Origin of the sequence: Symbiobacterium thermophilum IAM 14863 (assembly GCF_000009905.1) — a bacterium.
Taxonomy (GTDB): Bacteria; Bacillota; Sulfobacillia; order Symbiobacteriales; family Symbiobacteriaceae; genus Symbiobacterium; species Symbiobacterium thermophilum.
The window spans coordinates 1,766,239-1,778,454 of record NC_006177.1 but is presented as its reverse complement, the minus strand read 5'-3'; the positions used below and the strand labels follow the sequence as shown (position 1 = coordinate 1,778,454).

Here is a 12,216-nt window from a genome sequence, read left to right as displayed (position 1 = left end):
CCGACACTTTCGATGCGGCGCGGCGACTCTCCTCTCGCGCAGGGTCTACCGGGCGATGTCCGCCAGCTTCGCTCCGGTCGCGCGGATCAGGTCCGGCCCGCTCAGGATCAGCTGCAGCCCCCGCTGCCCCGCGCTCACGGCCAGCTGTTCGATGATCTGGGCCGTCTCGTCGAGGTAGTAGGGATACGGCTTTTTCATCCCCAGGGGCGACACGCCGCCCCGGATGTACCCGGTGAGCCCCTGGAGTTCCCGCACATGCACCATCTCGACCTTCTTGTTGCCGCTGACGGCGGCCAGCCGCTTCAGGTCCAGTTCGGCGTTACCGGGGATCGACGCCACCAACACGCCGGTCCGGTCGCCCCGGACGACCAGGGTCTTGAAGACCTGCTCGGGCGGCAGGCCGATCTTGCGGGCAACCGAGACGGCGTCCATCTCCTCCTCGCTCCACTCATACGTCCGGATCTCGTAGGGGATCTTCATCTGGTCGAGCATGCGGGCGGCGATGGTCTTCACTGCGGTCTCCTCCTCTGGCAGAAGGGCGAGGCCCGGCGCGCCGCGCGCCGGGCCACGGTTTTCAGCTATTGATGGCGCGTCAGGTGGAAGACGGGCAGGATCAGGTCCTGCTCCTGGGCGATTCCGTCGACGGTCAGCGGCTCGGTGGCCTCGCCCAGCAGGTCGTAGTCCTGCACGCCGGTGATCCGGACCTGCACCATGTCGCCGGGCTTCAGCTCCGCCCCGGCGGGCGCCCGGAACAGGACGACCCCGTCGATCCCCGGCGACTGCCCGTAGCAGCGGCCCACAAACCAGCCGCGGCCCTGGGGGGACCGGCCCTCCACCAGCACCTCCAGCTCCCGGCCCACCTGCAGCTGGTTCCGACGGCGGGCGATCTCCTGCTGCACCTCCATCGCCCGGTCTCGCCGGGCCAGCCGCACCTCCTCGGGCAGCTGCTCCATCTGCCCGGCCTTCGTGCCCTCCTCCTGGGAGTACGCGAAGACGCCCACGTGATCGAACTCGCAGGCCCGGAGGAAGTCCAGCAGCAGTTCAAAGTCCTCCTCCGTCTCGCCCGGGTGGCCGGCGATGAAGGTGGAGCGCAGGCAGATGTCCGGCACCCGCTCCCGCAGCTTCTGCACCAGCCGCAGGTACCCCTCCGCGTTGGCGGGCCGGTTCATGATCCGCAGCACCCGGTTGGACCCGTGCTGCAGCGGCAGGTCCAGGTAGTTCAGGACCTTGGGCTCCGTGACGATGACCTCGATCAGCTCGTCGGTGATCCGGGTCGGGTAGGAGTAGTGGATGCGGATCCACCGGATGCCGTCCACCTGCGCCAGCTCCCGGAGCAGCCTGGCCAGCATCGGCTTCCGGTACAGGTCCAGCCCGTAGTAGGTGGTGTCCTGGGAGATGACCACCAGCTCCCGCACGCCCATCCCGGCCAGCCGCCGGGCCTCGTCCACGATGGACTCGATCGGGCGGGACCGGTGGCGGCCGCGCATCAGCGGGATCGAGCAGAAGGCGCAGGCGCAGTCGCAACCCTCGGCGATCTTGAGGTAGGCGGTGTAGCCGGGCGTGGCCAGGACCCGCTCGAAGTTCCAGTCGGTGATGGAATCGGGGTCGGAGATCTGCTGCACCCGCTGTCCGGCCAGGATCCCCGCCACCACCTCGCCGATGCGGGGGTAGTCGGCGGTGCCCACCAGCGCGTCGATCTCCGGGATCTCCCGGGCGAGCTCCTCGCCGTACCGGGGCACCATGCAGCCCGCCACCACCAGCGCCTGACACCTGCCGCGGGTCTTGTGCTGGGCCGCCTCCAGGATCGCGTCGACGCTCTCCTGCTTGGCCGCGTCGATGAACCCGCAGGTGTTGACGACGAGGACGTCGGCCTCCTCGGCGCGGTTGGTGATCTGGTAGCCGGTGTTCCGGAGCAGGCCGATCATCGACTCGGTGTCCACCAGGTTCTTGGCGCAGCCGAGGGAGATGAACCCCACCTTCACCGGGCGGCCGGCGATCTGGGCGCCGGGCAGGGCGGTCGTCGGGCGGTCGGTCAAGTCGTGTCGCCTCCTATGTGAAAGAGGCCGCCGGTGGGATGCGGTGGCCTCCGGAATCGGTCGCCGTGACGTTCCTATTTTACAGACGCGGGCGGGGGTTGTCTACACGCCGCGCGCGGGGTCACCCGTCCCGCCGGCTGCACCATCCTGCCCGCCAGGATCGGCTGCAGCCGCGACCCGGAGCGGTTCGATCCGCTCGCACCGCGTGCCGTGGAAGTACATCCGCACGCCTTCGCAGTAGCCGAACGCTGGCCCCCACCCCGCGTAGTCCCCGTCCGGCTTGCACCCGACCGCGCTGGCCTCCACGATCCCCCCGTGGGAGATCACCAGGGCCCGGCCGCCGTCGGGAAGCCTGGCAGCCAGATCCCGGTGGAAGGCGGCCAGCTGGTGTGCGAACCGTGCAACTGTCCCGTCGGGACGGCGCCGCACCGCCGAGGCGATCCGGCCGATGCCGGCGTCCCACGGCACCTCGTCCTCAAAACCGTCAGGCAGGCTCGCAAGCAACGAAACCTGCTCGTCCACGGCGAACCCCATGGCGAGGGCGGTCTCGAAAGCGCGGGGGAGGCTGCTCGTCACCACCCGGTGAAACGGCCCCAGGCCTTCCCCTACCCTGCGGGCCAGGTCCACCCCCGGCTGGGACAGGTGCCGGCCGGGCTTGGCGCGCATCGTGTGCCGCCGGTGCTCGATGATCCGCAGCGCCGTCCCTCCGGCATCCCCATTGCCCCGCAGCGAAGGGGACGAAGACCCCAGCGACCCAGCTTCCTGCCCGTACCGGCCGGTTGCGATGTGACCGGCAGACCCCAGGGCGTTGCTGCACGGGTAGCTCACGGCATCGCCCCACCCCAGGACCAGTCCTCCGAAGGGCGGCACACTGAGCAGCCCCGCGGTCCACAGGAAGGCGCGGTCCCGCTCGGAGAGCGCGTCCAGCCGCATCCACCGCACCTCCTGGAGGACCTGGCTGTCCGCGGCGTGCTCCGGATCGCAGCCCAGCGCCGGCTCCTGCCGGCCGATGTCCACCAGGTACGTGTAGTGCCGGTCGTCCGGGCCATAGGTGACCACGCTGGTCTCGCGGACTACCCTTCCGCGCACCCGGCACTCCTCTTCCAACTCCCGGAGAGCAGCCTCCGCCGGCGTTTCCCCGTCCAGGACTGCTCCGCCGGGCAGACACCACCACTCTGCCTCCCCTTGGCGGTGTCTGACCATGAGGACCTCCTGTCCGCGGACGACGATCGCCTGGGCTCGTGACACGGGTTTACGCCTCCCATACGGCGCCGGCGCGCCGGCGCCGCCGTGATATCCGGGCCGTCAGATTGCCGTCACGGCGCATAGAGGGTGAACGGCAACTGCTCAGGGTCGTCGGGGAGCGGATAGGCCGGCGCATCCGCGTCGCGGTTCGCCTGCAGGAACGCCTTCATGTACTGGTACATGACCTCCGAGTACTCGTGCCCCACGCCCCGGTCCAGGATGAACATCCCGTGTCCGCCGGACTCGCCGTAGAGGGCGGTCAGGGCGCGGGCGCGCGGCAGGACCTCCTCGCCCCAGAGCGTCGTGATGATGCGCCGCTCCTCGTCCCCGTAAGAATCCTGGTAAAGCACCGTGTTGCTGTCGTCGTTCTCCCCCATGTACACCAGCCGGGCCACGCGGTTGTGGGCCTCCAGGTCGAAGGCCCGGCCGGTGATGGCCTCATAGTCGGCGACGCCGATCGGGTAGATCAGCCTCTCGCCCCCGTGCTCTGCCAGCGGCAGCAGCATGTTGTCGAGGGCCGCGCCAGCGACCACCGCCTTCACCTGGTCCGGGTGCAGGGCCGCCAGCCGGTCGACGAACGTCCCCGAGGCCGAGAACCCCACCAGGAAGGCCTGCTCCTCCACGCCGAAGCCATGCTCGTTCAGGTAGCCGACGGCGTGCTGGATCATCGCCGCCACCTGCCGGTCCAGGTGCATCAGGCTATCCACCGTGACACCCGCCTGCCGGAACTGCCGCTCCAGCAAGGCGGCGAGCCCCGGCTCCTGCATCATCAGATGCAGGGTCGCCGTGTCCCGGTCCAGGGCGTGGGTGAGAAACGTGTTCTGCTGGCCGCCGTACCGGTACGTGATCACCGGGCGGGGGATCGCCGGCATGAGCATGGGCGCCCACAGCTCCTCGGCCAGCCGGGCGGAGGGCAACTGCCCGCGCTCCAGCTCCACCCGGGTTCGGGCCACGGTGTCGGCGACGCTGTTGCTGGGCCCGGTGTTGTTGATGTCCACGATCAGGTACCGCCTGTGCCCCGCATTGGCCTGGCGGTGCCCGTCGCTGGGGAGCACCAGGAAGTAGGGCCAGTGGAAGCCCTGCTCCGGGGACGGCGGCACCAGGACGATCTGCCGGCGCCCCGTAGGCGTAAGCTCGGGCAGCCCTCCGGTGGTGAAGCCGACCCGCAGCATCCCGCCGGTGCGGGTGAAGAGCTTCAGGACGTAGTCCGTGTGCAGCGCCAGAACGGGCCGCCCTTCCGCCGCCGCCTGGTCGTCCGTCATGTGCAGCTGGTCCCACTCCAGCGCAAACCGCACGGCCACGTAAGACGCCCCGGCCGTCTCCAGCCCGATCGCCTCCACGTCCTCCGCCCGGACGCCCAGGCTCGCCAGGTCAACGACGGGGTTGAAGGGATCCACGGGCGCGGCGAGCCGGAGCGCAGCCGATCGCGGCGAGACGGAGGCGGTGCGGGTCGCCGGGTCCCAGGCGACCGCCATGCCCATCGCCGCTGCCGCCTCCCGCAGCGGCACGTAGGCCCGGTCTTCCAGCAGCAGGTTGTCCGCCTCCACCGCCCTGCCGTTCACCGTCAGGGTGAAGCCGTTGCGGAGGATCCAGACGTTCTCCAGGGTGCCGGAGGCCGCCCCGGCGGCGCCGCTCAGCAGAAGCAGCACCGCTGCGGCCGCCCCGGTGCGCAGTATCCGTCGCAAGCCACCCGCCTCCTTCACCGCCCCTGTCCGGGCGCGTCCTCCGCCCGGAAGGCACGGCGGCCCCCCGGAGCGCGCCCGCGGCGGGTCCTGGCACCTTTTCTGCGCCCGGGGCCGCGAACCCTTCCCCTCACCCCAGTGCGCCCCGCCGCCACACCCGGTCCACCCACCGCCACCCGGCCAGTGCAGCGGCCAGGGCAGGCACCGCCAGCGCCGCCAGCGCCCGCGGCTCCCGCAGGTACAGCCACACGCCGGCTGCCGCCAGCACGGCGGCGCCGGCCAGCCCGACGATGCCGCCCGGCCGGGTCGGCACCTGCTCAAACGCGGCGGCAAGGACCTCTCCTGCCGGCGCCGCCCCGCCCGGCCTGGGCGCCGCGTCGAAGGCGGCCGCCCCCACCAGCCAGGTGGTCGCCGCCAGGGCGATCGCCCCGCAGGCCGCGGTCAGCCGGGCCACATCCGCAGGACCGCAACCGGCGGCCGCAGCCCAGACCAGGGTCGTCAGCGCGGCCACGGCCACCAGGGGCAGCGCCGCCAGCCACTTGCCCAGCACCAGCTGTGCCGGGCGTATCCCCGCGAGCACCCCGATGGCGGCCCGCTCCCCGTCCACGGAGAAGAGGGCCGCCGCCTGTTCGCCGTAGTTGAACAGGGCGGCCACCAGCCCCATGCCGATGCACAGGGCAGCTGCCCGGAACGGCTCCATCCGGGACGGGGCGGGTCCGAGGACGAACGGCATGGCCAGGACCGCGGCCCACAGCCCCAGGCGGACGAGGCTGAACCAGTTGCGGACCGCCAGCAGCCACGCCAGGGCCTGAAGGGCGCCTGGTGGGCCGCCCGCCGCGGCCGGCCACCGGGACCGCACCGGGCGGCTCCCCCGGTCCAGCGCCTCCCGAACGGCCAGCCAGGCCTCCCGGTGCGCGTCCGGGGTCGGCGTCCCGGACCTGCGTACCGCCGGCCGCACCAGCGCGGCCAGGGCCACCAGACCCACGAGCGCGAACAGGACCGCAGACGCCGCCGGCAGGCCCGGGCCGGGACGCCCGGCGGGAGCAGGCGGGCCGGCGGGGGCCGCGCCCAGCTGCCAGAGGCCTGCCGTGAACACGTAGAGGGTCAGGCCCACCAGCCCCAGGAAGAGCACCATCGCCAGCGCCGGAATCGCCGCCAGCGCCGCCGGCCACCGGCGAACCACGCCGACCAGGGCACCGGTTCCCGTCAGGTGGCCGAGGACGCCGCCCGCTGCGGTGGACAGCCACACCGCGGCCGCCCGGACCGCCAGGGGGCCGCCGGTGACCCCGCCGGCGCCCAGGGCGGGAACGAGGGCGGCGCAGAAGAGCAGCGCGAACCACGCCCGCCCGGGCAGGCTGCGCAGGACGTGCAGCAGCACCAGCGTCCGGGCCGGGGCCGGGGAGAGGTGTACGAGGGTCACCAGCGGCCCGGTGAAGAGCCGCTCCCGCCCCCGCAGGAGCGCCATGAGCAGCCCGACGAGCCAGCCCTCCGCAAACCCCAGCCACAGTCCCTCGCCCGCGGGGACCGCCGGGGGATGGGCCGCCACCCGCCAGGCGGCCAGGCCGGCCACCGCAGCCTGCGCCAGCAGGGTCCACAGGCCCGCCTTGGTCCGGCTGAAGCGCCAGCCGTCGTTGTAGGCCGCCCGCCACGCGGCCGCCGCCAGCGCCCGCAGCGCACCCGTCGTTTGCGCGCCGTTCATGCGGACACCCCCTCTGCTTCCGCCGTCAAGGCCAGGAACAGCTCTTCCAGCCCTGCGCCGGGCAATCCCGCCGCGGACCGGAGCGCCTCCAGGTCGCCCACGGCCCGCAGCCGGCCGCCGTGGAGGATGGCGATGCGGTCCGCCAGTTCCCGGGCCACGTCCAGGGCGTGGGTCGTGAGCAGCACCGCGGCGCCCTCTCCGGCCGCCTGCCGGATGAAATCCTTCACCTCCCGCGCCGCCCGCGGGTCCAGGCCGTTGGTCACCTCGTCCAGGAGCAGCACCCGGGGTCGGTGCACCAGGGCCGCGGCGATGGCCATCTTGCGCTTCATGCCCAGCGAAAAGGCCCGGATCGGGTAGTCGGCCCAGCGCTCCATCCCCACTTGCCTGAGCAGCTCGTCGGCGCGGCGGCGTCCTTCCACCCGTGACAGCCCGTACAGGCCGGCCATCAGCCAGAGGAACTCCCGGGCCGTCAGGGACTCGTAGAGAAGGGGCGTGTCCGGAACGTAGCCCAGGAGCCGGCGCACGGGAGCCCCTTCGGCCCAAAGGTCCCGCCCCTCCACCAGCACCCGCCCGGCGCTGGGGCGCACCAGCCCGGTGGCCATGCGGATGGTGGTGGACTTGCCTGCGCCGTTGGAGCCGAGGAAGGCCACGATCTCCCCGTAACGCACCGCCAGGTCGACGCCGGCCACTGCGGTGAAGCCGCCGAACCGCTTCACCAGCCCTTCCAGCGCCAGGGCCGCCCCGCCGGGCGCAGGCCCCTCTGACACCACCGGCGGTGCGGGTGACGTGGCCCCCGGCCGCCCTTCCCCCCCGGCGGCGGGCTGCGGCCTGTCCAGGTGCACCTGTCCCCGGCGGCCCGCCACCGCCTGGAGAAACCGTTCAGGCTCGTCCAGGCTGAGCACGATGCGGGTGAACTGGCAGATCCCCTGCCCGGGGACCTTCATGGCGTACGGGCGGGACAGGTCCACCGACACGAGCTGCCGGTGGTCGGCCACCATGAAGAGCGTGTCGGTGCGAGGCGCGTACATGACCCCGGCCTCGCCCGGGACCCGCAGCCCGTGCCCCGCCATCCGGGCCGACTCCACGTCCGCCAGGTCTACCGCGAGGGCGCTCCGCCCCATGCGCAGAATCAGCCGGTCCCCGTCCAGCACGTGACAGGTGCGCAGGCTGGCGGTCAGCCACCAGTAGACGGCCAGTGTGGCGACCAGTCCTCCCGCACCAACCCACAGCCCTGCAGGCCGCGGCATGAGCAGCGGGGGGATGACCCAGGCGACCAGGTCCGCAAGGCTGAGCAGGATGAGAGAACTGTACTTGTTCTTCAGGGCCTGCCCGGTGCGGGTGTAGGTGAACCGCTCCATCGCGCGCAACCTCCTGTACTACACTTATAGTAGTTTGGCCAGAGCGAAACCCGCCTCAGAACACGCGGGTCATGACAGCGCTGAGCGCGGTGTAGGCCGCCGCCAACGCCAGGTGGGCCCAGCGGGCCGCACCGGATCCCCGGCGACCGGGACCGGGATCCCGCAGCCCCAGCGGCGGCCGTAGATGGGGCGCGGCCGCGGTCGGGTCCAGCAGGTAGTGGAGCCGCGGCAGCAGGTGAGCCGGGGCGGTGGCGAAGGCGGCGCCGACCGGTGAACCGTGGTCCCCGTGACGGCGCAGCCCCCACCGGCCCAGGGCGAGGGCGTACGCCCGGCGGTCGCCGGCCCAGGCGGCGGCCTGCCAGTCGGCGGCCATCTCCACCTCCAGGGTGAACAGCCGGCACGCCCGCCGGATCAGCGGGTGCCAGCCGAGCACCGCCCCGGTGATGCCGCCGGCCCATAGCCGGAGCGGATCCCGCCGGAGGGCGTGGGCCAGCTCATGGGCCACCACCGCCCGGAAGTCCTGCTCGGGCAGGTCGAGCGCCGACGGCGTGAGCACCAGGGCCGGCCGGAAAAGGCCGACCGCGGCCGGCTCCATCCGGTCGCTGGGGTCGTAGAGGATCTCCGGAAGCTGCCGCACCCCGAACTCCCGTGCCAGCGCGCGAACGCGCTCCACGACGCCCTCGGGCGCCCCCGGGAGCCGGCGGCGCAGGACCTGGTACGCCGCCGCGTGGCGCACCAGCCCCCAGGCGGCCGCCAGCGCGAGCCCCGCCGCAGCCCAGGTGCGCAGGGGCGACAGCAGCAGGGTCACCCAAGGCACCAGCAGCAGCGCGGTCCACCAGCCCAGCCGCAGGTGCGGGTCGGCGTAGCGGCCGACAAACCGGAGGGTGATCTCGGTGTCCACCAGGAACAGCGTCACCACCAACAGCCAGATCCCCAGCGAAACCATCAGGTCCATCCGCCGTCGTCCCCCTTCTCCAGCCGCTCCACCAACCGCCGGAGCTCCGCCACCTCCTCCGGCGTCAGCCGCTCGCTGCCCAGCAGGAAGCTGACCGCCGGCAGGATGCGGCCTCCGAAGAAGCGCCGGCTCCATTCGTGCAGGGTGGACTCGGCCATCTCCTCCCGGGGGAGGGCCGCGCGGTACAGGTACGCCCGGCCGTGCTTGCGCCGGGTCAACAGCCCCTTGGCCGCCAGGCGGGACATCACCGTCATGACGGTGGTGTAGGCGATCTCACGGTCCCGCAGCAGGGCCTGGTGGATATCGTCCACCTGCACCTCGCCCTTTTCCCAGACCAGCCGCATGATGTCGGCCTCCAGCGGGCCCAGGTCGAATCCGGTGGTCCCCGTCAAGTGCGTCACCTCTCTACGCCCAGTATATACGACAGGGGTAGTAGTTCAACGCGGGCACGAATTCCATCTTGGCATGACGATCATTCCAACACCCCAGGCGTCCCGTGCAACAACGGACGGCCGGGGCCCAGCGCCGGTCGGCGGTGCGCAACTTGCGCCATCCCTTATTGACAGAACACCGGCGGCAGGCGTATGCTTCCATTAGACAGCTATCTAATTGTCTTATCGAGGGGGTGTCGGGGCGTGGAACGGCGCGGTGACCACCAGATGGACGACGTCTGTCCCCGTCCGGATGCCGACGAGGCGCGGATCGAGAGCCTGCGGGAGCGGCTGCTGGATGTGGCCGGCCTCTCGGAGCTGTTCCGGGTGCTGGCGGACGAGACCCGCACCAAGATCCTCTACCTGCTCGCCGCCGAGGAGCTCTGCGTCCACGATCTGGCGCGGATCCTCGACCTCACGCTTCCCACCATCTCCCACCACCTGCGGCTGATGCGGCTGATGCGGCTTGTGAAGAGCCGGCGAGAGGGCAAGCACGTCTACTACTCCCTCTCCGACGACCACGTGCTGCAGCTCATCCAGACCGCGCAGGAACACTATCAGGAGGAGTAAGCCAGATGGCCACAAAGGTCAGCTACAACCTGCAGGGGCTCGACTGCGCCGACTGCGCTGCCCGGATCCAGGACGCGCTCCACCGGCAGGGGATGAGCGAGGCGGTGGTCAGCTTCGCCACCGGCCAGCTGCTCCTGCCCGCGGAACAGCTGGACCGGGCGCGCGCGGTGATCCGGGAGGTGGACCCCAAGGTGACCGTCCTGGACCCGACGGAACAGGCAGGGCCTGACGAGGAGGATGATGACGGCATACCCACCTGGCGCCGCATCGCCGAGATGGCCGCGGCCGCCGCGCTCCTGGTGGCCGGGGCCGTCTTCCACGACGCCCTCCACGCCTCGCCGTGGGCGGAGTACGCGGTGTTCGTGCCCGCCTACCTCCTGGTGGGGCGGAACGTCCTGCTGGCCGCCCTGCGAAACCTGGGGCGGGGCCAGCTGTTCGATGAGAACTTCCTCATGACCGTCGCGACCCTCGGGGCGTTTGCCATCCACGAGCTGCCCGAGGCCGTGGCGGTGATGCTCTTCTACGCGGTGGGCGAGTACTTCCAGGACCGGGCCGTCGCAGGTTCCCGCCGCTCCATCCGGGCGCTGCTGGCCGTGCGGCCCGACCACGCCACCGTCCGCCGGGGCGACCGGCTGATCCAGGTGAGCCCGGAGTCGGTGGCCGTGGGCGAGGAGATCCTCGTGCGGCCGGGGGAGCGCATCCCCCTGGACGGCGAGGTGATCGAGGGCTCCACCTACGTGGACACCTCCGCCCTCACCGGCGAGTCGGCGCCCCGGCCGGCCGGCGTCGGCGACGCGGTGCTGGCGGGCACGGTGAACCTGCAGGGGCTTATCGCGGTCCGGGTTACCCGTCCCTTCGGCGAGTCCTCCATCGCCCGGGTGCTCCAGCTGGTGGAGGAGGCCGCGGCCCGCAAGGCGCCCACCGAGCGGGCCATCACCGCCTTCGCCCGGTGGTACACCCCGGCGGTGGTGGGGATCGCCGCCCTGGTCGCCCTGTTGCCCCCCCTCCTGCTGCCGGGCGCGACCTTCGCCGACTGGCTCCACCGGGCGCTGGTGCTGCTGGTGATCTCGTGCCCCTGCGCCCTTGTGGTCTCCGTGCCGCTCACCTACTTCGGCGGGATCGGCGCGGCGTCCCGGGCCGGCATCCTGGTCAAGGGCGGCAATTACCTGGACGCCCTGGCCCGGCTGGACACCGTGGTCTGGGACAAGACCGGGACGCTGACGCAGGGCCGGTTCACCGTATCGTCGGTGGCCGCCGCGGACGGCGTGGACGCCGGCGACGTCCTCCGCCTCGCCGCCCACGCGGAGGCCCACTCGGCTCACCCCATCGCGGCGGCGGTGCGGGAGGCCTACGGCCGGCCCGTCGACGCCGGGATCGTCGACGACTACGCGGAGATCGCCGGCCACGGCGTGCGCGCCCGGATCGACGGCAGGGTGGTGCTGGCCGGCAACGCCCGGCTGCTGGCTGCGGAGGGCATCCCGGTGCCGCCGGGGGACGACGGGGCGTCCACCGTGGTCCACGTCGCCGCCGACGGGGCGTGGCTGGGGCGCATCGCCGTCGCCGACCAGGCCAAGCCTACCGCCGGCCAGGCGGTGGAGCGGCTGCGCACCCTGGGGGTCAGCCGCCAGGTGATGCTCTCCGGCGACGACCACCGGGTCGCGGAGGCAGTGGGCCGGAGCCTGGGGCTGGATGAGGTGAGGGCCAACCTGCTGCCCGAGGAGAAGGTGGCCGCGGTTGAGGAGATCGACGCCGCCCGCCGGACGGCCGGCCGCACCGGGGCGCTCGCCTTCGTCGGCGACGGCATCAACGACGCGCCGGTGCTCGCCCGGGCGGATGTGGGGGTGGCCATGGGCGCCCTGGGCACCGACGCCGCCATCGAGGCCGCGGACGTGGTCATCATGGACGACGACCCGGCCAAGCTGGCCACAGGCGTCTCCGTGGGCCGGCGCACCCGGCAGATCGTCCACCAGAACATCGCCTTTGCCATCGGGGTGAAGGCGGTGGTGATGCTGCTGGGCGCCCTGGGGCTGGCCAACATGTGGGCGGCCGTCTTCGCCGACGTGGGGGTCGCGCTGCTCGCGATCCTCAACGCCACGCGGGTGCTGAAACAGCCGTCCTCTCCCCGCCGCGCGATCTGATTCGTTCTGGCGATAGCAGAGCGCCTGCATCCCCCGGGCGATGCAGGCGCTCATCTTCGCGGTTTGTCGCCATTTCCGCCGGCACGCGTCGTCAGGGGGCTG

General features: G+C 72.2%; 10 protein-coding genes. 2 read left to right on the top strand and 8 right to left on the bottom strand.

Annotated elements, in window-relative coordinates; all coding sequences use genetic code 11:
- Positions 1-45: 45 nt before the first annotated feature.
- From ybaK to STH_RS08205, 8 genes are all read right to left on the bottom strand, one after another.
- Positions 46-513 (bottom strand): Cys-tRNA(Pro) deacylase, encoded by a 468-nt coding sequence (ybaK, locus tag STH_RS08235; RefSeq protein WP_011195763.1) that lies wholly within the window; start codon positions 511-513, stop codon positions 46-48.
- Positions 514-578: 65 nt separating this feature from the next.
- On the bottom strand, positions 579-2,036 hold the full coding sequence (gene rimO / locus STH_RS08230; RefSeq protein WP_011195762.1) for a 30S ribosomal protein S12 methylthiotransferase RimO: 1,458 nt from the start codon (positions 2,034-2,036) through the stop codon (positions 579-581).
- Positions 2,037-2,138: 102 nt separating this feature from the next.
- Positions 2,139-3,284, bottom strand: coding sequence for an NUDIX domain-containing protein (locus tag STH_RS17165; protein WP_011195761.1), 1,146 nt, complete (start codon positions 3,282-3,284; stop codon positions 2,139-2,141).
- Between the two features lie 68 nt (positions 3,285-3,352).
- A complete protein-coding gene (locus STH_RS19690) occupies positions 3,353-4,966 on the bottom strand; it encodes a stalk domain-containing protein (RefSeq protein ID WP_050742179.1) in 1,614 nt (537 codons plus the stop codon).
- Between the two features lie 127 nt (positions 4,967-5,093).
- Positions 5,094-6,662 (bottom strand): hypothetical protein, encoded by a 1,569-nt coding sequence (locus tag STH_RS18760; RefSeq protein WP_011195759.1) that lies wholly within the window; start codon positions 6,660-6,662, stop codon positions 5,094-5,096.
- Entirely contained in the window at positions 6,659-8,020 is a 1,362-nt protein-coding gene (locus tag STH_RS08215; protein WP_011195758.1) for an ABC transporter ATP-binding protein, read from the bottom strand. Before STH_RS08215 ends, STH_RS18760 begins: the two co-directional genes overlap by 4 nt.
- 55 nt (positions 8,021-8,075) lie before the next feature.
- On the bottom strand, positions 8,076-8,975 hold the full coding sequence (locus STH_RS08210) for a M56 family metallopeptidase (protein ID WP_043713809.1): 900 nt from the start codon (positions 8,973-8,975) through the stop codon (positions 8,076-8,078).
- Complete coding sequence (locus STH_RS08205) at positions 8,966-9,367, bottom strand: BlaI/MecI/CopY family transcriptional regulator (RefSeq protein ID WP_050742178.1); 402 nt, start codon at positions 9,365-9,367, stop codon at positions 8,966-8,968. The genes STH_RS08210 and STH_RS08205 overlap by 10 nt, the downstream gene beginning before the upstream one ends.
- A 243-nt stretch (positions 9,368-9,610) precedes the next feature.
- On the opposite strand from STH_RS08205, the gene STH_RS08200 reads away from it, so the two are divergent.
- Complete coding sequence (locus tag STH_RS08200; protein WP_242654587.1) at positions 9,611-9,976, top strand: ArsR/SmtB family transcription factor; 366 nt, start codon at positions 9,611-9,613, stop codon at positions 9,974-9,976.
- 5 nt (positions 9,977-9,981) lie between these two features.
- Positions 9,982-12,114 (top strand): heavy metal translocating P-type ATPase, encoded by a 2,133-nt coding sequence (locus STH_RS08195; RefSeq protein WP_011195754.1) that lies wholly within the window; start codon positions 9,982-9,984, stop codon positions 12,112-12,114.
- Positions 12,115-12,216: the final 102 nt, after the last annotated feature.